The organism is Agromyces mediolanus, from assembly GCF_023715325.1.
GTDB lineage: Bacteria > Actinomycetota > Actinomycetes > Actinomycetales > Microbacteriaceae > Agromyces > Agromyces mediolanus_A.
The window spans coordinates 585,076-612,065 of the sequence record NZ_JAMBNX010000001.1 but is presented as its reverse complement, the minus strand read 5'-3'; the positions used below and the strand labels follow the sequence as shown (position 1 = coordinate 612,065).

Genomic DNA, 26,990 nt, shown 5'->3' with positions numbered 1-26,990 from the left:
TTGGTATCCGTGAGCGCCACGAGAGTCTTCGTCGCCCGACTTGCCGGGTGCGCCGTCTTCGACCCCGCCGGCGACCGGGTCGGCCGCGTGCGCGATGTCCTCGTCGTGTATCGCAAATCCGATCCGCCGCGGGTCGTCGGGCTCATCGTCGAGGTGCCAGGCAAACGCCGCGTGTTCCTCTCGATCGGGCGCGTCACCTCCATCGGCGGCGGCCAGGTCATCACCACCGGCCTCATCAACCTGCGCCGCTTCGAGCAGCGCGGCGGCGAGGTGCGCGTCATCGCCGAGATGCTCGGCCGCAAGGTGTCCTTCAACGACGGCAGCGGCGAGGCCACCATCGAGGACGTGGCGATCGAGGAGCGCGAGCCCGGCGAGTGGGAGGTCGACCAGCTCTTCGTGCGCCGTCCGAAGGCGAGCGCCTCCCCGTTCGCGAAGGGGCAGTCGGCCTACGTGACCTGGCGCGAGGTGCGCGAGGCGAACGCCCCCGGTGAGGCCCAGTCGGCCGAGCAGCTCATCGCCACCTACTCCGAACTGAAGCCCGCCGACCTCGCGAACACCCTCCTCGACCTGCCGCCGCAGCGCCGCCAGGAGGTGGCCGAGGAGCTGCCCGACGAGCGCCTGGCCGACGTGCTCGAGGAGATGCCCGAGTCCGAGCAGGTCACGATCCTCGCGGGGCTCGGCGACGACCGCGCGGCCGACGTGCTCGACCGCATGCAGCCCGACGACGCCGCCGACCTCATCGCGCAGCTCCCCGAGGAGCGCGGCGAGCACCTGCTCGAGCTGATGGAGCCGGAGGAAGCCGAGGACGTGCGCCTCCTGCTCTCCTACGGGCCCGACACCGCGGGTGGCCTGATGACGACCGAGCCGATCATCGTCTCGGCCGACGCGACCGTCGCGGAGGGCCTCGCGCTCATCCGGCGCCACGACCTGCCGCCCGCGCTCGGGGCGGCCGTCTGCGTCACCCTGCCGCCGTACGAGGCGCCCACCGGGCGCTTCCTCGGCGTCGTGCACTTCCAGCGCATGCTGCGCTACCCGCCGCACGAGCGGCTCGGGTCCCTCATCGACCAGGGCCTCGAGCCGGTTCGCGCGGACACCTCCGCGGCCGAGGTGAGCCGCATCCTCGCGAGCTACGACCTCGTGTCGGTACCCGTCGTCGATGAGAAGCACCGACTCGTCGGGGTGGTGACCATCGATGACGTGCTCGACTATCTGCTGCCGGACGACTGGCGAAGTCATCCCGAAGAGGACGAGCTCACTCGCCGGGCGACCGCCCGCGCGCAGCTGACCACGGGGAGCATCCCCATCCCGCAGGGAAGGAGGGCAGGCGATGGCACGCGCTGACGACGACCGGCGATTCGAGACCCCGAAGGGCATGCTGCGATCGTCGCCCTTCCGGCTGTCGGGCGACCGCGACCGCTTCGGGCGCTTCACCGAGTGGGTGGCGCGCGCGATGGGCACCCCGTGGTTCCTGCTCGGCCTGACGGTGTTCTGCGTCGCCTGGCTCATGTGGAACAGCTACGCTCCCGAGGACTGGCGCTTCGACTCGCAGGCGTTCGGCTTCACCGTGCTGACGCTCATCCTGTCGCTCCAGGCGAGCTACGCGGCCCCGCTGATCCTCCTCGCGCAGAACCGTCAGGACGACCGCGACCGAGTGCAGATCCAGCAGGACCGCCAGCGCGCCGAGCGCAACCTCGCCGACACCGAGTACCTCGCACGCGAGGTCGTCGCGCTTCGACTCGCGGTGAAGGAGCTCGCGTCGAAGGAGTTCATCCGCCAGGAACTGCGGCAGATCCTCGACGAGCTCGACCGGCGCGACGAAGAGGAGGCGGAGCATGCCGCATCCTGACGACGTGTCCGATCCCCCGGTCGGCGCCCGAGCGGGTGGCGCCGAGGGTGGACGGATGGCCCCCGCCGAGCTCGAGCGTCGGGTCACCGCGGCTCTCGGCGGCGTGACCGATCCGGAGATCCGCCGACCGCTCCCCGAGCTCGACATGATCGAGTCCGTGACGGCCGACGAGTCCGGGCGGGTTCGCGTCGTCGTCCGGCTCACAATCGTCGGCTGCCCCGCCTCCGACCGCATCGAGCGCGACGTCCGGACGGCGGCCGAGTCCGTGGCCGGAGCGGGCAACGCCGACGTGGAGCTCACGGTGATGACCCCCGCCCAGCGCAACGCCCTCACCGAGCGGCTGCGTGCCGGCCGTCCGCGCGGCAACCCGTTCGGTCCGGGCACCCTCACCCGAGTGATTGCGATCACGAGCGGCAAGGGCGGTGTCGGCAAGTCGACCATCACTGCGAACCTCGCGGTCGCGCTCGCCGCCCGCGGGCTCGCCGTCGGCCTCGTCGACGCCGACGTGCACGGCTTCTCGATCCCCGCCCTCCTCGGCCTCGTCGACGCCGAGGGCACGCCGACGAAGCCGACGCGGGTCGACGAGATGATCCTCCCCCCGGTGGCGCACGGCGTGAAGACGATCTCGATCGGCATGTTCATCGAGCCGACCGAGCCCGGCCAGCGCGCCTCCTCGGTCGCCGTGGCCTGGCGCGGCCCGATGCTGCACCGCACGCTCTCGCAGTTCCTCACGGACGTGTACTTCGGGGACCTCGACGTGCTCCTCGTCGATCTGCCGCCGGGCACCGGCGACATCGCCATCTCGCTCGGCCAGCTGCTGCCGAACGCCGAGGTCGTCGTGGTGACGACCCCGCAGCCGGCCGCCGCAGACGTCGCCGAGCGGTCGGGCGTCGTCGCTCGCCAGACCGGTCAGCGCCTCATCGGCGTCGTGGAGAACATGGCGGGTCTCGCCGGACCGGACGGCACGGTGCTGGAACTGTTCGGCTCTGGCGGCGGCGCCGAGGTCGCCCGACGGCTCTCGGAGGGCCAGGACGCGCCGGTGCCGTTGCTCGCGAGCGTGCCGCTCTCGGTGGCGCTCCGCGAGGGCGGGGACGCCGGCGACCCGGTCGTGCACGCCGCGCCGGACGACCCGGCCGCGCGCGCCATCGAACAGCTGGCCGGTGAGCTCGCCTCGCGCCCGAGGAATCTCGCCGGGCGGCGCCTCGACGTCTCGCTCCGCTGACCCACTCCAACCCCGACTTGCCCGACTTTCATGAAAGTCGGGCAACTCGAGAAGTTCCGACTTGCCCGACTTTCATGAAAGTCGGGCAACTCGAGAAGCGGGGGTCAGGACGGCTGGGGCGGCTCCACCGCGCGAGCGATGAGCTCGACGAGCAGCCGCTCCGTGAGCGGGCGCGGCAGCACCTCGACGAGGGCGAGCACCGGCGCGAGCCGCGTCGCGAGCGGCTCCTCGCCGCCGAGCAGCCCCAGTGAGCCGAGCAGACCGGCGGCCTGGTCCGAGCCGAGTTCGAGCCGCCCGGCACCGTCGGCACCGGCACCGCCGTCGGCACTCGGCAGCAGCGACCCGGCGAGCTCGGGGCGAGCGGCGAGCAGTTCCCCCAGGACCTCGGCGCCGTCGATGGGCGGAAGTCCGCGCACCGCGTCCGCCGCTTCGGCGAGCGCGGGGAGCAGTTCGGGGAGGACGCGCTCGGTCACGGGGGTGACGGTGAGGTGTGTGGTGCGTGGCAGCGCCGCTCCCCCGGGCTGGGCGAATCCCGGCTGCAGCTGCAGCTGCCACCCCGCGGCGAGGGCGGCGTCCCCCCAGCGGTGCGGGTCGACGCGTGACTCGGGCGCGACGTCGACGTCCGATTCGACGGCGAGCAGCGGTCCGACCGGGTCGCCGACGATGCGCAACCCGTCGATCTCCTGCACGGCCGCGATGATCGCCGCCGTCGCGCGCGCAGCCTCGGCAGTGAGCTCGGCCATGCCGTCGGGGCCGAGCGACTGCGTGATCGCCCAGGCCGCGGCGAGCGGCCCGGCGGGCTTCGAGCCGGCGAGCGTCGGGTTCACGACCGGGTAGCCGGGCCATCCCGTCGTGGCGAAGTACTGGGGGCGCTGCCGGTCGCGGCCGCGGGTCAGGAGCACCGAGACGCCCTTCGGCGCGTAGCCGTACTTGTGCAGATCGGCGGAGAGGCTCGTCACGCCGGGGACTCGGAAGTCCCAGTCCGGCAGCGGCTCGGGCCAGAACGCGAGGGCGAAGCCGCCGATGCAGGCGTCGACGTGCAGCGCCACCCCGGCGGCCTCGGCCAGCGCGGCGATCTCGGCCACGGGGTCGAGCGACGCGAACGGGTAGGAGGGCGCGCTGACGACCGCGAGAGCCGCATCCGGCCCGAGCCGGTCGCCGAAGGCCGCGGGGTCGGGCCGGCCGTCGTATGCGCTCACGGGCACGAGGTCGAGCGCGAGGTCGAAGAGTTCGGCCGCCTTGTGGAAGGCGGCGTGCACCGTGGACGGCGCGACGAGCCGGGGACGGCCCTCCCCACCCGCCGCCCGCCAGATGTCGCGCGCGGTCTTCACGGCGAGCAGGCAGCTCTCGGTGCCGCCGGAGGTGGCCGAGCCGACGACGTCCTCGTCGCCGTGGAACGCCGCGCGGGCGAACCCGACGAGCTCCCCCTCCATCACCGCCACGGAGGTGAACGTGGTGGGGTCCAGGCCGTTCACCGGTTGAACGAGCCGCGCCGCGCCGGCGGCGAGCTCGTCGAGTTCGGCGCGCCCCGAGTCGTACACGTAGGAGAGCACTCGACCGCCGTGTGTCGGCGCGTCGGCGGCTCGGAGGGCGGCGAGGCGCGCGAGCACCTCGGCGGGGTCCTGCTGGAAGCTCATGCGGTGGTCCTCTCTTCACCGGCGAGCGCAGCGCCGGTGTCGCCGTCGATGTCGTCGCGGCGCAACCGGTAGCCGCGCAGCGCGAGGAGGCTCGCGGCCACGAGCAGTGCGGGCACGGCGCTGAAGGCGATCGCGATGCCGGTGACGGCGGAGTCCGGCTGCTCGACGGTGACGCCGGCGGTGGATTCCAGGTAGCCGGTGAGCGCGAGCACGATCGTGAGCACGGTCGCGCCGAGCGCCATGCCCGCGGTCTCGCCGGCGGTCCACACGCCGCCGAAGCTGCCGGCGCGGTCGAGTCCGCTGCGGCGGGCGTCGTGCGAGATGACGTCCGGCAGCATCGCCATGGGCAACGACTGCATGCCGGCGTACGCGGCGCCGGCGAGCGCGACGGGCGCGTACACCCACGGCCCCGGCGCCCAGACCAGCGCCACCATGCTGAGCGCGGCGAGCGAGAACAGCACGCTCGAGGCGGCGAAGCCGCGCTCCTTGCCGATGCGCCTCGCGACGAGCTGCCAGAGCGGAGTGACGAGCACGGCGGGCGCGATGAGGGAGACGAAGAGCAGCGTGACCGCCTGTTCGTCGTGCAGCACCCAGGTGGCGACGAACTGGGCGCCGGCGAGCATCAGTCCGGTCGCCAGCCCCTGCAGCACGAACGCGGTGAGCAGCGCACGGAACGGCGCGCTGCGCCGGAGGGCGGCGATGCCCTCGCGGTAGCCGGCGAGCGCGCCGGGCGACGTGACCGCGCCGGGCCCGGCGGGCGGACGCTCCACGACGGGGCCGCGGCGCGGCGCGATCGTCGTCGCCACGAGCATGCCTGCACCGATCGCGAGGCCGGCGACCACCGCCATCACGAGGTAGCCGAGGTGCTCGTCGTCGAACGCGCCGCGCAGCTCTGGGCCGCCCGCGCCGAAGAGCAGGATCGCGATGGTCAGTACGACGACGCGCCAGGTCAGGAGCCTCGTGCGTTCGTCGTAGCCGCGGGTGAGTTCCGCGGGCAGGGCGATGTACGGAACCTGGAAGAGGCTGAAGAAGGTCGCGGTCGCGAGGAACGCGAGGAACACCCAGACGCCGGATGCCGCGGGGCTGAGCCCTGGCACGACCGCGAAGGTCAGCGCGAAGCCGATCGGCAGCCCGATCGCGCCGACGAGCATCCCGCGTCGTCGGCTGCCGCTCGTGGCGAGGGCTCGGTCGCTGCGCCCGCCGATCCACGGGTCGATGACGACGTCCCACACCTTGGCCGCGGTGACGACGGCTCCGGCCGCGAGCGCGGCCACGCCGAGCGTGTCGGTCAGGTAGTAGATGAGCACGAGTCCGGGCAGCGTCGCGAAGCCGCCGGTGCCGATCGAACCGATCGCGTAGCGGGTGACGACACCGCGCGACAGCGTTCGCTCCGGTGCGGGCATGGAGGCAGCATAGGGCATCCCGGCCCGAAGTGGGACAGTTGACCTAGACTGTGCGCATGCCAGCGCAGACGGCCTCCGACGCCCTGTACGCGAGCCTCGACGACGATGTGGTCGCCTCGGGCTCCGTCACCCGCCCCGTGCCCACCCCCTCGACCGGTGAGACCCTCCACGAGCTGCCGCAGTCGAGCGCCGACGACGTGCGCGACGCCGTGTCGCGTGCGAGGCTCGCACAACTCAGTTGGGCCCGCGCGGGGTTCGCGCACCGCCGTCGTGTGCTGCTCCGCGCGCACGAGCTCCTGCTGGAGCAGCGCGAGCTGCTGCTCGACCTCATCCAGCTCGAGAGCGGCAAGACCCGCGGGCAGGCCTTCGAGGAGATCTTCCAGGCGGTCTCCGTCACCCGTTACAACGCGCTCTCCGCCAGGCGGGTGCTCCGCGGGCGGCGCCGGCGCAGCGGCATCCCGACCGTCGCGACGACCCGCGTGCGCTATCGCTCGAAGGGCGTGGTCGGCGTCATCACGCCGTGGAACTACGCGCTGAGCCTCGCCGCGATGGACGTCGTCCCCGCCCTCGCCGCCGGTTGCGCGGTCGTGCAGAAGGCCGACGACCAGGGCGCGCTCTCCATCCTCGCGCTGCGCCGCGCCTTCGTCGAGGCCGGTGTGCCCGAGGCGCTCTGGGCCGTCGTCGCGGGGCCCGCCGGCGAGGTCGGCGAAGCACTGACCGACGAGGTCGACTACGTCTGCTTCACCGGCTCCACCGCGACCGGGCGCAAGATCGCCGAGAAGGCGGGGCGACGCCTCGTCGGCGCCTCGCTCGAGCTCGGCGGCAAGAATCCCCTCATCGTGCTCGACGACGTCGACCCCGAACAGGCCGCGGCGAGCGCCGCGCACGCCTGCTTCTCGGCGATGGGCCAGCTGTGCGTCTCGATCGAGCGCATCTACGTGCACCGTGCCGTCGCGGGACCGTTCCAGAAGGCGCTCGTCGCCGAGCTCGGCGCCGCGAAGCTCGGCTCCGCGCTCGACTTCGACGCGGACTTCGGCTCGCTGGCCTCCGCCGCGCAGCTCGAGCGCGTCACGGCGCACCTCGACGACGCGGTGGCGAAGGGCGCCACCGTGCTCGTCGGCGGCGCCCCGCGCCCCGAGGTCGGCCCCTGGTTCTTCGCACCGACCGTGATCACCGGGGTCACGCCCGACATGCACGTGTACGCCGAGGAGACCTTCGGCGCCATCGCCTCGCTCTACCTGGTCGACAGCGAGGAGGAGGCCGTCCAGGCCGCCAATGCGAGCGACTACGGGTTGAACGCGGCGATCTTCACCGGCTCGGTGGCGCGCGGCCAGCGCATCGCCGACCGACTCGAGGCCGGCAGCGTGAACATCAACGAGGGCTACCGCGGGACCTTCGCCTCGGTCGATGCGCCGATGGGCGGGCAGAAGCAGTCCGGCGTCGGACGGCGGAACGGGCCCGAGGGGCTGTTGCGCTTCGTCGAGCCGGTGACGGTGTCGGCGACGACGGGCCTGCTGCAGCTTCCCCGGTGGGCGCGCGAGTACCGCGAGCAGGCGCCGCTCCTGCTCCTGCTCGCCCGCGGGCTCGCGGCCGTGCGCCGGCGCTGACCGATGCCCGGCGCGGCACGGGCCGCGTCAGGTCGCTTCGGAGTCGAACGGGGCCGGCTCATCGGCGCCGAGGGCTTCGCGCTTGCGCTTGCGCTGCAGGTACGCCGAGTTCTCGTTGACGGCCGCGCGGGCGACGACCGGCTTCGGCGCCTCCTCGGCGAACGGGTCGACATCGGAGAGCGCCTCGCGGATGATCCGTCGCGGGTCGTACTGGCGGGGGTCGAGCTTCTTCCAGTCGACGTCGTCGAAGTCGGGGCCCATCTCCTCGCGCATACGGTCTTTCGCGCCGCTCGCGAGGTCGCGGAGCGAGCGCACGAGTCGGCCGAGCTGCGCCGCATAGTGCGGCAGCCGCTCCGGCCCGAGCAGGAAGACGGCGATCACCCCGATGATGAGGAGCTTCTCGAACGTCAGACCGAACACCCATACAGGATAGTCGGCGGCGAGGCGCGCGGGCGCACCCGCCCGACGCCCCTATCCTTGGGGGTTGAGAGAGCGGGAGACCGGAAGTGTCCGAACACGACCTGAACTGGAAGTACGCCGACGACGCCGTCGTGGAGAGCGACGCGATCGCACGCGCCCGGCAGCAGTCCCTCGAGCTCGGCATCGAGCCGGTGTCGCCGGCCGTCGGTGCGCAGCTCGCCCTGCTCGCCGCCGCCAGCCGCGCCGAGTCGATCATCGAGCTCGGCACCGGGGTCGGCGTCTCCGGACTGTGGATGCTGCGGCACGCCCGCGGCGCCATGCTCACCTCGATCGACACCGAGACCGAGTATCAGCAGCACGCGCGTCAGCACTTCGCCGACGCCGGCGTGCAGGCGGCCCGCATCCGGCTGATCACCGGGCGCGCCGGCGAGGTGCTCCCCCGCATGAACGAGAGCTCCTACGACCTCGTCTTCGTCGATGCCGACGCCGCATCCGTGATCGAGTACGTGGAGCACGGGCTGCGGCTGGCGCGCGCCGGCGGCAGCGTGGTCGTGGCGCACGCGCTCTGGCGCGGCCGGGTGGCCGACCCGGCGAAGCGCGACGAGACGGCGACCGCGTTCCGCTCGCTGATCTCGGAGCTCGAGGCATCCGCCGCCGTCGCGACCGCCATCTCGCCGGTCGGCGACGGCCTGCTGCAGATCGTCCGTCTCGGGTCCTGACGCCGCTTCGGCCCCCGAGACGCCGAGAGGCCCGAGCGCTGTTGCGCTCGGGCCTCTCTCGTGGCGCTGAGCCGCGGGTGCGTCATCGGCACCCGGCTCGACGCGTCTCAGACGTTGACTACGCCCCCGAGCACGTCGTACAGCTCTTTCGCCTCGGCATCGTTGACCGACACCACGAGACGTCCCCCGCCCTCGAGCGGCACACGCACGATGATGAGTCGCCCCTCTTTCACAGCCTCCATCGGCCCGTCTCCGGTGCGTGGCTTCATAGCCGCCATTGAGTTACCCCTTTCGTGGCTGAGCTTCTATTATCTGCCATGTCAGGAGTCCTTCGGAAATCCCGGGCGAGTTGTGTGAAGAATTCACTCGTGCGTCAGGGCGGACTCCAGTCGTAGGCGGACACCGCCCAGCAGATGTGCAGCCACACCCACTGCAGGGCGAGGAACACGACCACGATGCTCCAGCGATACCAGCGGGCACGAGGCACGGCGAGCGCGCCGACGAGCGGGAACATCGGCATGACGATGCGGAAGGTGCTCGACTGCGGGAAGAACACCGCCAGCAGGTAGAGCCCGTAGGAGGCGAGCCACAGCCGGATGTCGGTGCCGAGACGTCGCACGGCCGGCAGCACGAGCAGGAGCGCGAATCCCGCGATCAGCACGCCCACGACGAGCATCCCGACCCAGGCCGGCAGGCCGACGAAGTCCGCCCACCAGGCCCCGCCCTGGAACCACGCGGTGAACGGCACGAGCTCCTGGTGCCCCACGTAGCCGGCCCGCCACGCGAGCTCGGTCTCCGTGTAGCCGGACAGTTCCCCGGTGACGGCCCAGACCACTCCCGGCCAGGCGAACCCGACCACCGCGGCGAAGAGCCCGACGCCGACGACGAGGAACTGCTCGCGCGGTGGGAACGGGTCGTCGCGCCGGCGCCACCAGCGCACGAGGAAGTGCAGGCCGAGCGTGAGGGCGAAGGCGAGGGCGCCCGGCCGGGTGAACGCCCACACGGCGACCACCGGCACGAGCCATCCGTACCTCCGCTCGACGAGCAGGAGGAGTGCCGTGGCCAGCAGGAGCGCGCCGAGCGACTCCGCGTAGCCGAACTGCATGATGGGCGACACGGGCGCGACGGCGAACAGCACGATCGCAAACATCGCCCGGTCTGGTTCGAGGAAGCGCGAGAGCAACCGGTGCAGCACGAGCGCCGCACCGAGGCCGGCCACCACGGCGACGAGCACCGAGGCGACGTTCCAGCCGACGCCGAGGAACGTGACCCCCCGCACGATCGCGGGGAACACCGGGAGGAACGCCCACGCGTTCTCTGCGACGTGCCCGCTCTCGTCGAGCGGCAGTTCGCTCGGGTAGCCGCCCGTCGCGATGATCTGGTACCAGCGCGCATCCCAGAGGTTGGAGAACGCGAACAGATCGGGCTTCGCCCCGGTCCAGGCGTTCGCGAGCTGCCCGTCCGCGAAGATCAGCACGAACACCGTCGTCAGCGCGCGGGCGCCGAACCAGATCAGCGTCACTCGCGCCCACCACGGCAGCAGCCGCCAACGCACCCGCGGCGACCAGCGCGACACCCGGACCGTCACGGGCGACGGGTCGGCCTGGACCGGAGGCATCGGATGCCTCAGCCGGCAGCGGTGAGCCAGGCGCGCAGCGCCCGCTCGCAGTCGACGATCTGCTGCACCGCGACCCGTTCGTCGTCGGCGTGCGCCTTCAACGGGTCGCCGGGGCCGAAGTTCACCGCCGGCACGCCCATGGCGCTGAAGCGGGCGACATCCGTCCAGCCGTATTTCGGGCGCGCCTCCGCGCCGACGGCGCGCACGAACTCGAGCGCGAGCGGGTCGTCCAGGCCGGGGCGTGCGCCGTCGGCGGCGTCGACCACCGCGACCTCGTAACCGGCGAAGAAGTCGGTGACGAACGCGGCGGCCTCCGCGGCGGACTTCGACGGCGCGAAGCGGTAGTTCACCTCGAGCACCGCCTCGTCCGGGATGACGTTGCCCGCGATGCCGCCCCGGACGATGACCGCGTTCAGCCCCTCGCGGTAGGCGAGACCGTCGACCTCGACCGTCTCCGCCTCGTAGGCGGCGAGCTTCGCGAGCGCCGGGGCGAGTTTGTGGATCGCGTTCTCGCCGACCCAGCTCCTGGCCGAGTGGGCCCGCACGCCGTTCGTGCGCACTTCGGCGCGGAGCGTGCCGTTGCAGCCACCCTCGACCTGCCCGTTCGAGGGCTCCCCGAGGATCGCGAAGTCACCTGCGAGCAGCTCCGGCGCGGTGCGGGCGATGCGCCCCAGGCCGTTCAGCGCCGCCGAGACCTCCTCGTGGTCGTACCAGACCCAGGTCACGTCGACGGCGGGCGCGGCGAGCTCGGCGGCGAGCTTCAGCTGCACGGCGACCCCGGCCTTCATGTCGACGGTCCCCCGCCCCCAGAGGAACTCGGTGCCGTCGTCGTCGGTCTCGAACCGGGTCGGGACGTTGCCGTTGATCGGCACGGTGTCGAGGTGGCCGGCGATGACGACGCGGCGGGCTCGACCGAGGTTCGTGCGCGCGACGACGGCGTCGCCGTCACGGATGATCTCGAGGTGGGCGGCGCCCCTGAGGGCCTGCACGACCCGGTCCGCCAGCGGGCCCTCGTCACCCGAGACGCTCGGGATGTCGCAGATCGACCGCGTGATCGTCACGACGTCCGCAGCGAGGTCGAGGGTGGGGAGAGCGGCTGCATCCGGCATCCCACGAGTCTATTGGGGAGCCGCCGGGGCCCCGGGCCGCCCCGGGGCGTCACATCGCTGCGGCGATCGATACGCTGGAAGGCATGTCCGAGAACGCCGCCGCTCCCGCCTCCGACCGCCGCGCCTGGGGCGACGGGCTCGCCACGATCGCCGCCGACGGCACCGTGCTCGACACCTGGTTCCCGAGCCCCGCGCTCGGCGCCATCCCGACCGGCCGCGAACGCTGGATCCTGCCCGCGGAGATCGAGGCGCTCACCGGGGCCGACGAGCGACGCGCCGTCACCATCGAGGCCGTCACCGTCGAGATCGAGCTCGACTCGGCGCCGACCGGCACGGCCGACGCCTACCTCCGCCTGCACCTGCTGTCGCACCTGCTGGTGCGGCCGAACGGCCTGAACCTCGACGGCGTCTTCGGACACCTGCCCACGGTGGTCTGGACGAACGCGGGCCCCGTGCACCCCGCCGACTTCGACCGCCTGCGGCCGGTGCTGCAACGGCACGGCATCCACGCCACTGGCGTCGACAAGTTCCCGCGTCTGCTCGATTACGTCACGCCTGACCGGGTGCGCATCGCCGACGCCTCCCGAGTGCGCCTCGGCGCGCACCTCGCGCCCGGCACGACCGTGATGCACGAGGGCTTCGTGAACTTCAACGCCGGCACGCTGGGCTCCTCCATGGTCGAGGGGCGCATCTCCCAGGGCGTCGTCGTGGGCGACGGCAGCGACATCGGCGGCGGCGCCTCGATCATGGGCACACTGTCGGGCGGCGGAACGCAGCGCGTCGAGATCGGCGAGCGCGCGCTCCTCGGGGCGAACTCCGGCATCGGCATCTCGATCGGCGACGACTCCGTCGTCGAGGCCGGGCTCTACGTGACGGCCGGTACGAAGGTCGCCATCGTGGGCGAGGGCGAGGAGCGCGCCGTGAAGGCGCTCGAGCTCTCGGGCCGGCCCGGGCTGCTCTTCCGGCGCAACTCGCTGAACGGCCGGGTCGAGGTGCTGTCCCGTTCGGGCAGCGGCGTCGTGCTGAACGAGGCGCTGCACGCCTGACCGCGACCCCGCCCGATTCGGGAAAGCCGGCTTCCGGTACAGTGAGTGCCCAGGCCGCCGCGTGGCGGCCGCCGTCATGCACGTCACGAGGGAGTGGCATTGGGCACGGATGCACCGCGGACCCGTCGGTCGGGTCTGCTGAAGTTCCTCGTCGGCGTGCTCGTCACGGTGCTCGTCCTCGCCGGAGCCGGCTGGGGCTTCGGCTGGTGGACGGTGCAGCGCTCATTCCCCCAGACGAGCGGCACCATCGAGATCCCCGGGCTCGAGGCCGAGGTCACGGTGGAACGCGATGACGCCGGCATCCCGACCGTCGTCGCGTCGAGCGATCGCGACCTCTTCCTCGCCCAGGGCTACGTGCACGCGCAGGATCGCTTCTGGGAGATGGACTTCCGCCGTCATGTCACGGCCGGTCGCCTCGCCGAGCTCTTCGGGGCCTCGCAGGTGCCGACTGACGCCTTCATCCGCACCTTGAACTGGCGCGGCGTCGCCGAGCAGGAGTACGAGCTGCTCGACGAGGCCACTCGCGCGATCTACGACGCGTACGCCGAGGGGGTGAACGCGTACCTCGCCGAGCGCAGCGGCGCGGAGCTCTCGCTCGAGTACGCCGTGCTCGGGCTGCAGAACCCCGGCTACTCCCCCGAGCCGTGGACGGCCGTCGACTCGATCGCCTGGCTCAAGGCGATGGCCTGGGACCTGCGCAGCAACCTCGAGGACGAGATCGACCGTGCCCTCCTCGCCACGGAGCTCCCGGCGGAGGAAGTCGCCCGCCTGCACCCCGGCTACCCCTTCGGCTCGATGCCGACCATTCTCGACGGACCGCCCGCCACAGCGGCGCCCGCCGCGAGCGAGGACGTCTCGCCGATCGACGACGGCGACGCGGATGCCTCTGCCAGCCCCGCGGACGCCGCCGCCTCGCTCCGAGCGCTCCGCGCCGCACTCGACGAGCTGCCTCAGCTCTTCGGCCCGGCCGGCGGCGACCTCGGCTCCAACTCCTGGGTGGTCTCGGGCGCGCACACCGAGTCGGGCCTGCCGCTGCTCGCGAACGACCCGCACCTCGGCCCCGCGATGCCGTCGATCTGGTACCAGATGGGATTGCGCTGCGCCGAACGGTCCGAGCGCTGCGCGTACGACGTCGCCGGCTACACCTTCTCCGGCCTGCCGGGTGTCGTCATCGGCCACAACGACCGCATCTCCTGGGGGTTCACGAACCTCGGGCCCGATGTCGCCGACCTGTTCCTCGAGCGCGTCGACGGGGACGAGTACGAGCTCGACGGGGTGCGCCGTCCACTGCAGCTGCGCGAGGAGACGATCGAGGTCGCCGGCGGCGATCCGGTCACGCTCACGGTCCGTGCGACCGGGCGCGGCCCGCTCGTCACGGGCATCGGCGACAGCTTCGAGCGCATCGCCGCGGCCGCCGACGAGGCCGATGCGGGCGAGGGCTCCCTCGAGCTCTCGCTCGCCTGGACCGCGCTCACCCCGGGAACCACGCCGCAGGCGATCTTCGCGCTGAACCGCGCGCAGAACTGGGACGACTTCCGCACGGCCGCCTCGCTGTTCGACGTGCCGAGCCAGAACCTCGTCTACGCGGACGTCGACGGCAACATCGGCTACCAGGCGCCGGGCGACATCCCGATCCGCAGCGTCGGCGACGGCACGGTCCCACTGCCGGGCTGGACGAGCGCGAACCGCTGGACCGGCACCATCCCCTTCGAACAGCTCCCCTCGCTCCTGAACCCGGAGCGCGGCGTCATCGTCACCGCGAACAACGCCGTCACCGCCGACGGACCGTTCCTCACCGCCGACTGGGATCTCGGCTACCGCGCCGACGGGATCGAGCGACGCCTCGCCGAGGCCCTGGAGGGCGGGGCGAAGCTGAGCGCCGAGGAGCTCGCCGACATCCAGCTCGACACCCGCGACGCGAACGCCGAGGCATTCCTGCCGCTCATCTCCGCACTCGAGCTCACGGGCGACGCGAAGTCCGGCGCCGAGTACCTCGCGGGGTGGGACGGGCGCGCCGACGCCGACAGCGGCCAGGCCGCCTACTTCGCCGTGTTCTGGCGCACGCTGCTCGACGAGATGTTCGGCGGGCTGCCCGAGGGGACCCGCCCCGTCGGAGGCGACCGCTGGTTCAGCGTCGTCGGCACCCTGCTCAGCGAGCCCGAGTCGCACTGGTGGACCGACGAGCAGCGCGGCGTCACCGGCCGTGACGAGATGATCGCGGACGCGCTCGAGCGTGCGTGGTCGGAGTCGCGCAGTCTGCTCGGGTCCGATCCGAAGCACTGGCGCTGGGGCGAACTGCACACACTGACCCTCACGAACCAGAGCTTCGGCGAATCGGGTATCGCGCCGATCGAGTGGCTCTTCAATCGGGGACCGTACCGGCTCGGCGGCGGCTCGGCGATCGTGAACGCGATCGGCTGGGATGCCTCGCTCGGCTACGGCGTCGACTGGGTGCCCTCGATGCGCATGGTCGTCGACCTGTCCGACTTCGACCGCTCGACCTGGGTGAACCTCACCGGCGCCTCCGGCCACGCGTTCCACCGCAACTACGACGATCAGGCGCCGCTCTGGCAGCGCGGCGAACAGCGCCCCTGGGCGTACTCGCCGGAGGCGGTCGCCGAGGCATCCGTCGCCGAGCTGACGCTGCGTCCCGCGGGCTGAACCGAGCGGAGAGACGCCGAACGCCGGCACGCGTGACGCGGCCGGCGTTCGATCGAGCAGGCTCCTTGGGCCGAAGCCCTCAGGCGCCCGGGTAGCGACGCTCCGGCGCCCCCGTGTACAGCTGCTGCGGGCGGCCGATCTTCGTCTGCGGGTCGAGGTTCATCTCGCGCCAGTGCGCGATCCAGCCGGGCAGTCGGCCGATCGCGAAGAGCACGGTGAACATGCGCGTCGGGAAGCCCATCGCCTTGTAGATGACACCCGTGTAGAAGTCGACGTTCGGGTAGAGCCGGCGCTCCTTGAAGTAGTCGTCCTGCAGCGCGAACTGCTCGAGCTCCTTCGCGATGTCGAGCAGGGGGTCGTTCACCCCGAGGCTCTCGAGCACGGCGTCGGCCGACTCCTTGACGATCTTCGCGCGCGGGTCGTAGTTCTTGTAGACGCGGTGCCCGAAGCCCATGAGCTTCACGCCGTCTTCCTTGCGCTTCACGCGCTCGACGAACTTCGCGACGCCCTCGCCGGAGTCCTGGATGCGGGCGAGCATCTGCAGCACCGCCTCGTTCGCGCCGCCGTGCAACGGACCCGAGAGGGCCTGGATGCCGGCCGAGATCGACGAGTAGAGGTTCGCGCCCGTCGAGCCGACGAGGCGCACCGTGGACGTCGAGGCGTTCTGCTCGTGGTCCTCGTGCAGGATGAGCAGGCGGTCGAGCGCGCGCACGAGCGTGGGCTCGAGCACGTACGGCTCGGCCATGTTGCCGAAGTTCAGGCGCAGGAAGTTCTCGACGAAGTTCAGCGAGTTGTCGGGGTAGAGGAACGCCTGACCGACGCTCTTCTTGTGCGCGTAGGCGGCGATGACCGGGAGCTTCGCGAGGAGGCGCAGCGTGGTGACCTCGACGTGGTCGGGGTCGTGCGGGTCGGACGAGCCCTCGTAGTACGTCGACAGTGCGGCGACGGCGCTCGAGAGCACCGACATCGGGTGCGCCGTGTGCGGCAGCGCCGAGAAGAAGCGCTTCAGGTCTTCGTGCAGCAGGGTGTGGCGGCGGACCTTGTCGTCGAAGTCGGCCAGCTGGTCGGCCGTCGGCAGTTCGCCGTAGATGAGCAGCCAGGCGACCTCGAGGTACGTCGAGTGCTCGGCGAGCTGCTCGATCGGGTACCCGCGGTAGCGGAGGATGCCCTGCTCGCCGTCGATGTACGTGATCTCGGACCGGGTGGAGGCCGTGTTCACGAAGCCGTAGTCGAGCCCGGTGAGCCCGGTCTGCCGGGTGAGTGTCGACAGGTCGATGCTGGCATTGCCCTGCACGGCGGGGGTGATCGGGAATTCGGCGGTGCCGCCCGGGTAGTTCAGGGTCGCGGTCGCGGGGTTCTGCCCGGCCGCGGAGTTCACGACGTCGGTCACGGCGCCTCCTGTGATCGTCATGGTGCGGTCACCTGCCTTCAAGAGCGCAGCCCGGTTGGCGGCCGCTGCCCGAGTACAGCCTAGACGCGCCCGGAGCACACTGTCGCACCCGCCAAAGCATCGCCGGATCCTTGGAGAATGCCGACAATCGGGTGTGGATCAGCGCGTCAGCCGCGCAGACGAGCGGATGCCGCAGTGATCCGCTCGTCACTCGCGGTCAGCGAGAGCCGGACGTGCTGCGGATAGTGCACCCCGTAGAAGTGCCCGGGCCCGCCGAGGATCCCGAGGCCCGCGAGCCGCTCGATGCTCTCCCAGGCGTCGCGCCCTTCGGTCGCCCACAGGTAGAGCCCCGCCTCGCTGTGATCGATGCGGAACCCGGCCGCCTCGAGCGCCGGCTTCAGCTGGTCGCGCCGGGCTCGGTAGCGCGCCTTCTGCTCGGCCACGTGACGTTCGTCGCGGAGCGCGGCGACCATGGCCTGCTGCAGCGGGTACGGCACCATCAGGCCGGCGTGCTTGCGGACGGTCGTGATGCGCGAGACGACCCCGCGGCAGCCCGCCACGAACGCCGCCCGGTACCCGGCCATGTTGGACTGCTTGGACAGCGAGTAGATGGCGAGCGTGTTGCGCCGGTCGTCACCGATCACGCGCGGGTCGAGCAGCGAGGGCACGGGCGTCTTCGCCCACTCCCCCTCCCAGCCGAGCTCCGCGTAGCACTCGTCGCTCACGATGACGGCGCCGAGCTCGTGGGCGCGGGCTCGGGCGGCCCGCAGCTCGTCGAGACCGAGGACGCGACCGTCGGGGTTGCCGGGGCTGTTCAGCCAGATGAGCTTCGTCTCGGCCGGCCACTCGGCGGGATCGTCGGCGGCCATCGCCGTCGCCCCCACGAGCACGGCGCCCATCTCGTAGCTCGGGTAGGCCGCTCGCGGGTGCACCACCACGTCACCCTCGCCGAGGCCGAGGAGGAACGGCAGGAGCGCGACCAGCTCCTTGGACCCGATCGTCGGCAGCACGTTCGCCTCGGTGAGCCCGGTGACCCCGCGGCGCCCCGCGAACCAGCGCACGATCTCGGAACGGAGCGCGTCGGTGCCGACCGTGGTCGGGTACGCGTGCGCGTCGGTCGCTCCGGCGAGCGCCTCGCGCACGACCGCAGGCGTCGCGTCGACGGGCGAGCCGATCGACAGGTCGACGAGACCGTCGGGATGTGCTGCCGCCGTCTCGCGGTACGGCGCCATGAGGTCCCAGGGGTAGTCGGGCAGCTCGCCGCGCACCATGCTCAGTGCACCTGCGGAGGCAGGGCCGCGACGATCGGGTGGTCGTAGGCGATGACGCCGACCTTGGCGGCGCCGCCGGGCGAGCCGATCTCGTCGAAGAACTCGACGTTGGCCTTGTAGTAGTCGGCCCATTCGTCGGGGAGGTCGTCTTCGTAGTAGATCGCCTCGACCGGGCACACCGGCTCACACGCACCGCAGTCGACGCACTCGTCGGGGTGGATGTACAGCGATCGCTCACCCTCGTAGATGCAGTCCACCGGGCACTCGTCGATGCAGGCGCGGTCTTTCAGATCCACGCACGGCAGCGCGATCACATACGTCACGGCTCGTCCCTTCGAAGCGGTCGCTTCAGTCTAGAGCGGGCTCCTCGGTCACGGCGCCGGGGACGCGTCACCGGACGACGCGGGAACCGCTGCGAGCGGCCGTCGCCGCTGCGGCAACGAGGGCCACGCGACCACGAGCACGGCGACGAGCGCCGGCCCGATCGACCAGGCGGTGCCGACGAGGCCGCTCGCGATGAGCACCGAGCCACCGGGGCCGGGCAGGGACAGCAGCGCGACGATCGCGATGACGCCGACCGCTGCGGCGGCCGCGGCCCAGCGGCCACCGGCCACCAGGCGGATGCCGAGCAGCAGCGCCGCGACGCCGAGGAGGCCGGCGACGAGCCCCCACGGGATCGAGACCCCGCCGAGCTCGATGCTCTGGCGGTGGCCGATCGTCGCGACGGCACCGTAGACCACGCCGATCAGCCCGGCGAGCAGCAGTCCGCCGACCCGGCTCCAGACCGAGGACTGCGCCGCGTGGTCGTTCACTGGGGCTTCGCCGTGACCGTGTAGGCCACGTTCTCACCATCGCCCGCGACGAGCACGAGGTACGTCGCGTTCGCGTAGACGGCAGCGCCGGCGTCGGCCCCGGAGAGCGTGGTGTCGGGCGCGAAGCCCGCAGCCTCGAGCGCGGCGACGGCGTCGGCCACGGGGTCGGCGGACGACGAGGTCATGGTGACGAGCCACCCCTCGCCCGCGGTCCCCGCGGCGAAGACGATCTCGCCGTCGACGAGCGGCACGTCGTCGGGGAAATCGGCGGGCAGCTCGCCGCCGAGCGAGACGTCGCCGCCGGTGGCCTCTTCGACGGCGCCCTCGATGCCCTGGTTCACGAGGTCTTCGACCGGGTTCGCGAAACAGCCGGTGAGCGCGGTCGCCGCGAAGACGGCGGTGGCGGCGAGTACGCCGAGACGGAGACGAGGATGCGCGACGGACATGCGGCGAGTCTACCGCCGACCGCCCTCGGCGGACATGGCGTAGCGTGAGGCGGGAGGCCCCGGCCGGGGCGAATGGGAGGCGCGGGCATGACGAGCAACGACGACGTCGAGCGAAGCGATGGAACGGCCGCACCGGTGGTGCGCCTCGAGCGCGACGGCCGCGTCGCGACCATCACCGTCGACCGGCCGAAGGCGTTGAATGCGCTGTCCCCCGAGGTCCTCGACGGCCTCGCCGAGCTCGTCGCCGAGCTCGCCGCCGATCCGGGCGAGCTCGCCGGGGTCCTGCTCCTCGGGGCGGGCGGGCGGGCGTTCGTCGCGGGCGCGGACATCTCGGCGATGGCCGGGCTCACCCCCGACGAAGGCGCGCAGACGGCGGAGCGGGGGCATGCGGTGGCCGCGGCGATCGAGGCGCTGCCACTGCCCGTCATCGCCTGCGTCGACGGCTACGCGCTCGGCGGCGGGCTCGAGCTCGCCCTCGCCTGCGACTTCATCTACGCGACCGAGGCCTCGCGCTTCGGCCAGCCCGAGGTGCACCTCGGGCTCATCCCCGGCTTCGGCGGCACGGTGCGGCTCCCCCGCGCCGTCGGCCCGGCGCTCGCGAAGGAGCTCATCTACACCGGGCGCCAGATGGGGGTCGACGAGGCTGCTCGACTCGGCCTCGTGACGCGGCGCTTCGACGACCGCGAGGCGCTCCTCGCCGGCGCCCGCGAGACGATCGGGCTGATCGGCGCGAATGCCGCCACGGCCGTCGCGCTCGCGAAGCGCGTGCTCGTCGGCGCGGCCGGAACGCCGACCGCCACCGCGACGCTGCTCGAGATCGAGGGGTTCCGGGACGCTTTCCGCACCGAGGACATGCGCGAGGGCGTCGCCGCTTTCCTCGAGAAGCGCGACCCGGCCTTCACGGGCCGCTGAGTCGCTCGGCCGCCGCCGAGGCGGCCGCGGGTCGGGCAGCGGGGCGAGCGGGTGGTCAGCCGAGCCGAGCGCTCAGCCAGGCCATCCCGTCGAAGCGCGCGTCGTCGGTGCCGTACATCTCGAGGTGCAGGTGGGGGCCGGTCGACTGACCGGTCGAGCCGATGCTGCCGAGCTGCTGGCCGGCGACGACCGAGTCGCCCACCGAGACCTGGAGCGAGCCGAACTGCATGTGCGAGTAGGAGCTGGTCAGCAGCTCGCCGTCGATGTTGTGCTGCACCTCGACGTTCACCCCGAGGCCGCCGCCGTTCTCGGTGGCGGTGACCACGACGCCGTCGGCGATCGACATCACCGGCGTCCCGACGCCAGGGATGAAGTCGACGCCCTTGTGGAACGTCGAGCACCCGGCGCAGGGCGCGGACCGCGGCCCGAAGCCGTCGCTGATGCGGCCGGGGTTGGTGACCGGCCACACGATCGCGTCGGTGCGCTGGATCTCGACCGTGCCGAGGCCCGCGACCGAAGCAGCGATCGGCGGCGGTGCGGCGACGGCCGTAAACTCGTCGACCGCCACACCGGCCGCGACGACGTCGCTGCCGACCGTGAGCTCCTGGGGCTTCGGCGCGAGCACGTCGACGACGGGTGCGTAGACGGAGGCGGTCGGCTCGGTGGAGGTCGCGGTGACCGCGAGCGCGGGCAGGCTCGTGGCGAGGATCATGCCACCGGCGAACGTCATGCCGAGGGTCGCGAGGGCGCGCCTAGCGGGCGGGGGGCTGGAACGGCGGCGTCGGGCCGGGCGGGCGGCCGCGCGGCGGCCTCGGGATGCGGGGGAATTCGTCATGCGTTTCGTATCGGGTTCATGCGTTCGTTATCGAATCTTTATCGAAGGACCTCGGCTACCGTACGCGGGTTTCCCTGGGAGCTTCATCCAAATGCATGAATCCTGGGGATGACCCCGGCCAGGCATCCCGAATCGACTACCCGAGCCACGGCAGCACGCGCGCCGCCCCGGAAACGACGGATGCCGCGGGCCGAAGCCCGCGGCATCCGAACAAGATCGGTGGAATCCCGGATCAGCCCTGCTTCTTCAGGCGCGAGGTCGCGCGAGCGCGGGCCGTCGCGTCGAGCTCGACCTTGCGGATGCGCACCTTCTCGGGCGTCACCTCGACGCACTCGTCCTCACGGGCGAACTCGAGGCACTCCTCCAGCGTCAGCTGGCGGGACGGCGTCATCGACTCGAAGGTGTCGGCCGTCGACGAACGCATGTTCGTGAGCTTCTTCTCCTTCGTGATGTTCACGTCCATGTCGTCGGCGCGCGAGTTCTCGCCGATGACCATGCCCTCGTAGACCTCCTCGGTCGGGTTCACGAAGAACGACATGCGCTCCTGCAGCGCGATGATCGCGAACGGCGTGACCACACCGGCGCGGTCGGCCACGATGGAGCCGTTGTTGCGCGTCGTGATCGTGCCCGCCCACGGCTCGTAGCCGTGGGAGATCGCGTTCGCGATGCCGGTGCCGCGCGTGATGGTGAGGAACTCCGTGCGGAAGCCGATCAGACCGCGGCTCGGCACGATGAACTCCATGCGGACCCAGCCGGTGCCGTGGTTGGACATGTTGTCCATCCGCCCCTTGCGGGCGGCCAGGAGCTGGGTGATCGCGCCGAGGTACTCCTCGGGGGCGTCGATCGTCAGGTGCTCGAACGGCTCGTGCAGCTTGCCGTCGATCTGCTTCGTGACCACCTGCGGCTTGCCGACCGTGAGCTCGAAGCCCTCGCGGCGCATCTGCTCGACGAGGATCGCCAGGGCGAGCTCGCCGCGGCCCTGCACCTCCCAGGCATCCGGGCGGCCGATGTCGACGACCTTCAGCGAGACGTTGCCGATGAGCTCCCGGTCGAGCCGGTCCTTCACCATGCGAGCGGTGAGCTTGTGCCCCTTCACCTTGCCGACGATGGGCGAGGTGTTCGTGCCGATCGTCATCGAGATCGCCGGGTCGTCCACGTGGATCGCCGGGAGCGGCCGCACGTCCTCCGGGTCGGCGAGCGTCTCGCCGATCGTGATCTCCTCGATGCCGGCGACGGCGATGATGTCGCCGGGACCGGCGTCCTCGGCGGGGAACCGCTCGAGGGCCTTCGTCTTCAGCAGCTCGGTGACGCGCACGTTCGAGTGGCTGCCGTCGTGACGCACCCAGGCGACCGTCTGGCCCTTCTTGATGCGACCGTTGAAGACGCGCAGCAGCGCGAGGCGGCCGAGGAACGGCGAGGAGTCGAGGTTCGTGACCCAGGCCTGCAGCGGCGCCTCATCGTCGTAGCTCGGGGCGGGCACGTGCTCGAGGATGGCCTCGAACAGCGGCTCGAGGTCACCGTTGTCGGGCAGCTCGCCGTTCGCGGGGCGGTTGCGCGAGGCGCGGCCCGCCTTCCCGGAGGCGTAGACGACCGGCACATCGAGCAGCGCGTCGACGTCGAGGTCGGGCACGTCGTCGGCGAGGTCGCTCGCGAGGCCGAGCAGCAGGTCGTGGCTCTCCTCCTCGACCTCGGCGATGCGCGCGTCGGGTCGGTCGGTCTTGTTCACGAGGAGGATGACCGGCAGCCGGGCCTCGAGCGCCTTGCGCAGCACGAAGCGGGTCTGCGGCAGCGGCCCCTCGGACGAGTCGACGAGCAGCACGACGCCGTCGACCATCGACAGGCCGCGCTCGACCTCGCCGCCGAAGTCGGCGTGGCCGGGGGTGTCGATCACGTTGATCGTGACCGGGCCGTCCTTCGCGTGCGCGCCCTTGTACTCCACCGCCGTGTTCTTGGCGAGGATCGTGATGCCCTTCTCACGCTCGAGCTCGTTCGAGTCCATGGCGCGATCGTCGACGTGCGCGTGCTCCGCGAAGGAGTTCGTCTGCTTGAGCATGGCATCGACGAGCGTCGTCTTGCCGTGGTCGACGTGGGCGACGATCGCGACGTTGCGCAGATCGGTGCGGTGGGCGAGCGCCATGAAGGAAGGCTCCTGTCGGTGGATGATCGGCCGGACTCGGCCGCCTGACATCGTATCGCACTGTGGAGAACGCTCCGGCACCGGGTTCCCGGGCCGACCCGGCGGGCGGACGCAGGAGGCCCGGTCCGCGTGTGCGGACCGGGCCTCCTGACGGTCGGATCAGACGCCGAGCGGGATGTTCGCCCCCGGGATCGCGGCGAGCAGGTCCTTCGTGTACTGCTGCTGCGGGTTCTCGAACACCTCGTCGGTGGTCGCGGCCTCGACGATGCGCCCCTTCTGCATCACGCAGACGTTGTCAGCGATGACGCGCACGACCGCGAGGTCGTGCGTGATGAAGAGGTACGTGAGCCCGAGCTCGGCCTGCAGATCGGCGAGCAGGCGCAGGATCTGGGCCTGCACGAGCACGTCGAGGGCCGAGACGGCCTCGTCGAGCACGACGATCTCGGGCTTCAGCGCGAGCGCCCGCGCGATGGCGATGCGCTGACGCTGGCCGCCGGAGAGCTCGTTCGGGTAGCGGCCGACGAGGGTGCGCGGCAGCGAGACCTGGTCGAGCAGCTCGAACACGCGCTCGCGACGCGACGCCTTGGTGCCCACCTTGTGGGTCATCAGCGGCTCGCCGATCGTGTTGCCGATGTTGCGGAGCGGGTTCAGCGAACCGTACGGGTCCTGGAAGACCGGCTGCATGCGGCTGCGGAGCGCGAAGAGCTCCTTGCCGCGCACGTTCGCGAGGTCCGCGCCGCCGACGAGGATGCGACCGGAGGTCGAGTCCTCGAGCTTCAGCAGCATCTTCGCGACGGTCGACTTGCCCGATCCCGACTCACCGACGAGCGCCGTGGTGGTGCCCCTCGCGATCTGGAACGACACGCTGTCGACCGCGGTGAAGTCGCCCGTGCCGCGGATCTTGTAGACCTTCGTCAGGTCTTCCACGACGATCGCCGGCGGCTGCGCCGCAGCGGTCTCGAGCGCCTCCGCCCGCGCCTCGGCGGTCGCGATCAGGTCGATCGCCTCGCCTGCGGCGGCCGCGGCATCCTCGCCCATCGAGTCCTCGGCGGCCTTGATGCTGCCCGTGGCCTGGATGCGGCGCGAGGCGAGGCTCGGCGCCGCGGCGACGAGGCGCTGCGTGTACGGGTGCTGCGGGTTCTGCAGGATCTGCAGCGACGGGCCCGACTCGACCACCCGGCCCTTGTACATCACGACGAGCTGCTCGGCGCGCTCGGCGGCGAGACCCAGGTCATGCGTGATGAACAGCAGCGTGGTGCCGAGCTCGCGGGTGAGCGACTCGAGGTGGTCGAGGATGACCCGCTGCACCGTGACGTCGAGCGCCGAGGTGGGCTCGTCGGCGATGAGCAGCTGCGGGTTCGCCGCGAGGCCCATGCCGATGAGCACGCGCTGGCGCATGCCGCCGGAGAACTGGTGCGGGAACTGCTTCAGGCGACGGTCGGCGTCCTGCAGGCCCGCCTCCTTCAGCACCTCGATCGCGCGGGCCTTGACGGCCTTGCGCTCACTCGCGATGCCGTTCGCACGGATCGCCTCTTCGACCTGGAAGCCGATCGACCAGACCGGGTTCAGGTTCGACATCGGGTCCTGCGGGACGAAGCCGACCTTGCGGCCGCGGATGGACTCCATCTCGTGCTTGCTCGCCTTGGTCAGGTCCTGCCCGTCGAGCAGGATCTGACCGCTGGCGATCTGGCCGGAGCCGGGCAGCAGGTTGATGATCGCGTGCGCGGTCGTCGACTTGCCGGAGCCCGACTCCCCCACGATCGCGAGGCTCTGCCCGCGATAGAGGGTGATGTCGACGCCGTCGACGGCCGTAACCATGCCGGTCTGCGTCTTGAAACCGACCTTGAGATCCTTGATCTCGAGCAGGGGGCGCTCGTCGTCGGTACGGGTTTCGGGCACGGGGGTTCCGATCGTCTTCTCGGTCTCGATCTCGGTCATCGACGAGCCCTCGCCTTCGGGTCGAGCGCGTCGCGGACGACCTCGCCGAGCATGATGAAGCTCAGCACGGTCACGCTCAGCGCGATCGACGGGAGGATCAGCGTCTGCGGCGCGGTGCGGAGGTCCCGCTGCGCCTGGCTGATGTCGTTGCCCCACGACATGATGCTCGACGGCAGGCCGACGCCGAGGAACGACAGGGTCGCCTCCGCGACGATCGCCGAGGCGAGCGAGATGGTCGTGATCACGATCACCGGGGCGATCGAGTTCGGCAGCACGTGCCGGAGCAGGATGCGGAACCGGGAGACGCCGAGGGCGGTGGCCGCCATCACGAAGTCGGAGTTCTTCACCCTCAGGATCTCGGCTCTCAACACACGCGCTGTCGCTGGCCACGCGAAGATGCCGATCGCCAAGGCGATCGTCCAGATGCTCGCGTACTTCGAGAGCACCGACATGACGACGACGGCCGCGAGGATGTAGGGGATCGAGAAGAAGATGTCACCGAGACGGGAGAGCACCGAGTCGACCCAGCCGCCGTAGAACCCGGCGAAGGCGCCGAACAGGATGCCGAGCACCGCCACGAGCACCGTCACGATGAGGCCGACCGAGAGCGAGGTCGAGGTGCCGTGGATGATGCGCGAGTAGATGTCGCAGCCCTGCTTGGTGAAGCCGAGCGGGTGGCCCGGCGCGGGACCGGCGTTGCTGTTGGACAGCTGGCAGTCGTTGTTCGGCGGCACCTGGGTGAACAGACCCGGGAACAGGGCGACCACGACGACGAGCAGGATGATCGCCGCCGAGATCCAGAACATCGGGCGGCGGCGCACGTCGGCCCAGGCGTCTCGCCAGAGGTTCGAGGGCTTGCCCTCGGCCTTCACGGCGTCGATGGCGACGAGCGGGGTCTCCTCGACCGGGGCGACGTAGTGCTGCTGGGTGGATCGGGTGTTACTTGACATAGCGGATCCTCGGGTCGAGAACGGCGTACAGCAGATCCACCAGGAGGTTCACGATGAGGTAGATCAGCACCATGACGGTCACGAAGGAGACGACGGTCGGTCCCTCCCCGCGGATGATCGCCTGGTAGAGGGTGCGACCGACGCCGGGCACGTTGAAGATGCCCTCGGTCACGGTGGCGCCCACCATGAGCACGCCGAAGTCCACGGCGATGTAGGTCACGACCGGGATGAGCGAGTTGCGCAGGATGTGCACGGGGACGATGCGTCGCCGGGACAGGCCCTTGCTCGCGGCGGTGCGAACGAAGTCCTGACCGTCCGTCTCGATGACCGACGCCCTCGTCAGTCGGACGATCTGCGCGAAGCTTCCTGTGGCCAGCACCATTGCCGGCAATATCAGGTCTTGGATCGGCGCTCCGGACCCCACGGTCGTCCGGAACCAGCCGAGCTGGACGCCGAAGATGTACTGCGCGGTGAAGGCGACGACGAAGATCGGCAGCGAGATGAGGATGAGGCTCACCACGAGCGCGCTCGCGTCGAAGATGCCACCCTTGCGCAGGCCCGAGATGAGGCCGATGAGGATGCCGCCGACGGCGAGGAACACCGTGGCGATCGCCGCGAGCTGCAGCGTCACCGGGAAGGTGCGGGCCAGGATGTCGGAGACCGGCTCGCCCGAGAAGGAGACCCCGAAGTCACCGCGGAAGATGCCGCCGAGGAACAGCAGGTACTGGACGATGAACGGCTTGTCGAGGTTGTAGCGCTCGCGCACCGCCTCGAGCACCTGGGGGGGCGGGGTCTTGTCACCGAACAGGGCGACGACGGGGTCGCCCGGCATGGCGAAGACCATGAAGTAGATCAGGAAGGTGGTGCCGAGCAAGACAGGGATCGCCTGCAGCAGTCGGCGCAGGATGTAGCCGGCCATGGATCAGGCCTCGGCTTCTGCGGTTGTGGACATTATTGGAAGAAACCTCACCGTTGTGGAGTCGCCCTACGATGCTACGCCGTTCGCGAGAC

The 26,990-nt window shown here is 71.3% G+C and carries 24 protein-coding genes; 8 read left to right on the top strand and 16 right to left on the bottom strand.

Annotated elements, in window-relative coordinates:
• Positions 1 to 9: 9 nt before the first annotated feature.
• From M3147_RS02850 to M3147_RS02840, 3 genes are read left to right on the top strand one after another with little or no spacing between them, the layout of a single operon-like run.
• Positions 10 to 1,341, top strand: a complete 1,332-nt coding sequence (locus M3147_RS02850) for a magnesium transporter MgtE N-terminal domain-containing protein (protein ID WP_251201946.1) — start codon at positions 10 to 12, stop codon at positions 1,339 to 1,341.
• Complete coding sequence (locus M3147_RS02845; RefSeq protein WP_251201945.1) at positions 1,328 to 1,846, top strand: DUF1003 domain-containing protein; 519 nt, start codon at positions 1,328 to 1,330, stop codon at positions 1,844 to 1,846. Before M3147_RS02850 ends, M3147_RS02845 begins: the two co-directional genes overlap by 14 nt.
• A 55-nt stretch (positions 1,847 to 1,901) precedes the next feature.
• On the top strand, positions 1,902 to 3,068 hold the full coding sequence (locus tag M3147_RS02840; protein ID WP_251202145.1) for an Mrp/NBP35 family ATP-binding protein: 1,167 nt from the start codon (positions 1,902 to 1,904) through the stop codon (positions 3,066 to 3,068).
• Between the two features lie 104 nt (positions 3,069 to 3,172).
• Here M3147_RS02840 and M3147_RS02835 read toward each other — a convergent pair whose 3' ends face one another.
• Both M3147_RS02835 and M3147_RS02830 read right to left on the bottom strand, forming a co-directional pair.
• Entirely contained in the window at positions 3,173 to 4,705 is a 1,533-nt protein-coding gene (locus M3147_RS02835) for a pyridoxal phosphate-dependent decarboxylase family protein (protein WP_251201944.1), read from the bottom strand.
• Positions 4,702 to 6,108 carry an MFS transporter gene (locus M3147_RS02830; protein ID WP_251201943.1) on the bottom strand — a complete coding sequence of 469 codons (1,407 nt, stop codon included), beginning with the start codon at positions 6,106 to 6,108 and terminating at the stop codon, positions 4,702 to 4,704. Before M3147_RS02830 ends, M3147_RS02835 begins: the two co-directional genes overlap by 4 nt.
• A 56-nt stretch (positions 6,109 to 6,164) precedes the next feature.
• On the opposite strand from M3147_RS02830, the gene M3147_RS02825 reads away from it, so the two are divergent.
• Positions 6,165 to 7,715, top strand: coding sequence for a succinic semialdehyde dehydrogenase (locus tag M3147_RS02825; protein WP_251201942.1), 1,551 nt, complete (start codon positions 6,165 to 6,167; stop codon positions 7,713 to 7,715).
• A 27-nt stretch (positions 7,716 to 7,742) separates the two neighbouring features.
• Here the strand turns inward: M3147_RS02825 and M3147_RS02820 are convergent, their stop codons facing one another.
• Positions 7,743 to 8,135 carry a sec-independent translocase gene (locus M3147_RS02820; RefSeq protein WP_251201941.1) on the bottom strand — a complete coding sequence of 131 codons (393 nt, stop codon included), beginning with the start codon at positions 8,133 to 8,135 and terminating at the stop codon, positions 7,743 to 7,745.
• Between the two features lie 86 nt (positions 8,136 to 8,221).
• On the opposite strand from M3147_RS02820, the gene M3147_RS02815 reads away from it, so the two are divergent.
• Entirely contained in the window at positions 8,222 to 8,854 is a 633-nt protein-coding gene (locus M3147_RS02815) for an O-methyltransferase (protein WP_251201940.1), read from the top strand.
• Positions 8,855 to 8,961: 107 nt separating this feature from the next.
• On the opposite strand, the gene M3147_RS02810 is transcribed toward M3147_RS02815, so the two are convergent.
• From M3147_RS02810 to dapE, 3 genes are all read right to left on the bottom strand, one after another.
• Positions 8,962 to 9,132, bottom strand: a complete 171-nt coding sequence (locus M3147_RS02810; protein ID WP_189084574.1) for a DUF3117 domain-containing protein — start codon at positions 9,130 to 9,132, stop codon at positions 8,962 to 8,964.
• Between the two features lie 95 nt (positions 9,133 to 9,227).
• Complete coding sequence (locus tag M3147_RS02805; protein WP_251201939.1) at positions 9,228 to 10,472, bottom strand: hypothetical protein; 1,245 nt, start codon at positions 10,470 to 10,472, stop codon at positions 9,228 to 9,230.
• An 8-nt stretch (positions 10,473 to 10,480) separates the two neighbouring features.
• A complete protein-coding gene (gene dapE / locus M3147_RS02800; RefSeq protein ID WP_251201938.1) occupies positions 10,481 to 11,581 on the bottom strand; it encodes a succinyl-diaminopimelate desuccinylase in 1,101 nt (366 codons plus the stop codon).
• Between the two features lie 83 nt (positions 11,582 to 11,664).
• On the opposite strand from dapE, the gene dapD reads away from it, so the two are divergent.
• Both dapD and M3147_RS02790 read left to right on the top strand, forming a co-directional pair.
• A complete protein-coding gene (dapD, locus tag M3147_RS02795; protein WP_251201937.1) occupies positions 11,665 to 12,627 on the top strand; it encodes a 2,3,4,5-tetrahydropyridine-2,6-dicarboxylate N-succinyltransferase in 963 nt (320 codons plus the stop codon).
• Positions 12,628 to 12,720: 93 nt separating this feature from the next.
• Entirely contained in the window at positions 12,721 to 15,288 is a 2,568-nt protein-coding gene (locus M3147_RS02790; RefSeq protein WP_439954177.1) for a penicillin acylase family protein, read from the top strand.
• 79 nt (positions 15,289 to 15,367) lie between these two features.
• Here M3147_RS02790 and M3147_RS02785 read toward each other — a convergent pair whose 3' ends face one another.
• The 5 genes from M3147_RS02785 to M3147_RS02765 all read right to left on the bottom strand — a co-directional run bounded on the left by M3147_RS02785 (position 15,368) and on the right by M3147_RS02765 (position 19,207).
• Positions 15,368 to 16,699, bottom strand: a complete 1,332-nt coding sequence (locus M3147_RS02785) for a citrate synthase (RefSeq protein WP_251201935.1) — start codon at positions 16,697 to 16,699, stop codon at positions 15,368 to 15,370.
• Between the two features lie 146 nt (positions 16,700 to 16,845).
• Positions 16,846 to 17,949, bottom strand: a complete 1,104-nt coding sequence (dapC, locus tag M3147_RS02780; protein ID WP_251201934.1) for a succinyldiaminopimelate transaminase — start codon at positions 17,947 to 17,949, stop codon at positions 16,846 to 16,848.
• A gap of 2 nt (positions 17,950 to 17,951) precedes the next feature.
• Positions 17,952 to 18,272 carry a ferredoxin gene (gene fdxA / locus M3147_RS02775; RefSeq protein ID WP_251201933.1) on the bottom strand — a complete coding sequence of 107 codons (321 nt, stop codon included), beginning with the start codon at positions 18,270 to 18,272 and terminating at the stop codon, positions 17,952 to 17,954.
• Positions 18,273 to 18,320: 48 nt separating this feature from the next.
• On the bottom strand, positions 18,321 to 18,761 hold the full coding sequence (locus M3147_RS02770) for a hypothetical protein (RefSeq protein ID WP_251201932.1): 441 nt from the start codon (positions 18,759 to 18,761) through the stop codon (positions 18,321 to 18,323).
• Complete coding sequence (locus tag M3147_RS02765) at positions 18,758 to 19,207, bottom strand: hypothetical protein (protein WP_251201931.1); 450 nt, start codon at positions 19,205 to 19,207, stop codon at positions 18,758 to 18,760. The genes M3147_RS02770 and M3147_RS02765 overlap by 4 nt, the downstream gene beginning before the upstream one ends.
• A gap of 87 nt (positions 19,208 to 19,294) precedes the next feature.
• On the opposite strand from M3147_RS02765, the gene M3147_RS02760 reads away from it, so the two are divergent.
• Positions 19,295 to 20,119, top strand: coding sequence for an enoyl-CoA hydratase/isomerase family protein (locus M3147_RS02760; protein WP_251201930.1), 825 nt, complete (start codon positions 19,295 to 19,297; stop codon positions 20,117 to 20,119).
• A 55-nt stretch (positions 20,120 to 20,174) separates the two neighbouring features.
• Here M3147_RS02760 and M3147_RS02755 read toward each other — a convergent pair whose 3' ends face one another.
• The 5 genes from M3147_RS02755 to M3147_RS02735 form a co-directional block, all read right to left on the bottom strand.
• Positions 20,175 to 20,849: a M23 family metallopeptidase gene (locus M3147_RS02755; protein WP_251201929.1), complete on the bottom strand. Its 675-nt coding sequence runs from the start codon at positions 20,847 to 20,849 to the stop codon at positions 20,175 to 20,177.
• Between the two features lie 337 nt (positions 20,850 to 21,186).
• The gene (gene typA, locus M3147_RS02750) at positions 21,187 to 23,091 is read right to left on the bottom strand and encodes a translational GTPase TypA (RefSeq protein ID WP_251201928.1); all 1,905 of its coding nucleotides are present in this window, start codon (positions 23,089 to 23,091) and stop codon (positions 21,187 to 21,189) included.
• A gap of 159 nt (positions 23,092 to 23,250) precedes the next feature.
• Positions 23,251 to 25,029, bottom strand: coding sequence for a dipeptide ABC transporter ATP-binding protein (locus tag M3147_RS02745; RefSeq protein WP_251201927.1), 1,779 nt, complete (start codon positions 25,027 to 25,029; stop codon positions 23,251 to 23,253).
• On the bottom strand, positions 25,026 to 25,979 hold the full coding sequence (locus M3147_RS02740; RefSeq protein WP_230766214.1) for an ABC transporter permease: 954 nt from the start codon (positions 25,977 to 25,979) through the stop codon (positions 25,026 to 25,028). The genes M3147_RS02745 and M3147_RS02740 overlap by 4 nt, the downstream gene beginning before the upstream one ends.
• Positions 25,969 to 26,898, bottom strand: a complete 930-nt coding sequence (locus M3147_RS02735; RefSeq protein WP_251201926.1) for an ABC transporter permease — start codon at positions 26,896 to 26,898, stop codon at positions 25,969 to 25,971. Before M3147_RS02735 ends, M3147_RS02740 begins: the two co-directional genes overlap by 11 nt.
• Positions 26,899 to 26,990 lie beyond the last annotated feature (92 nt).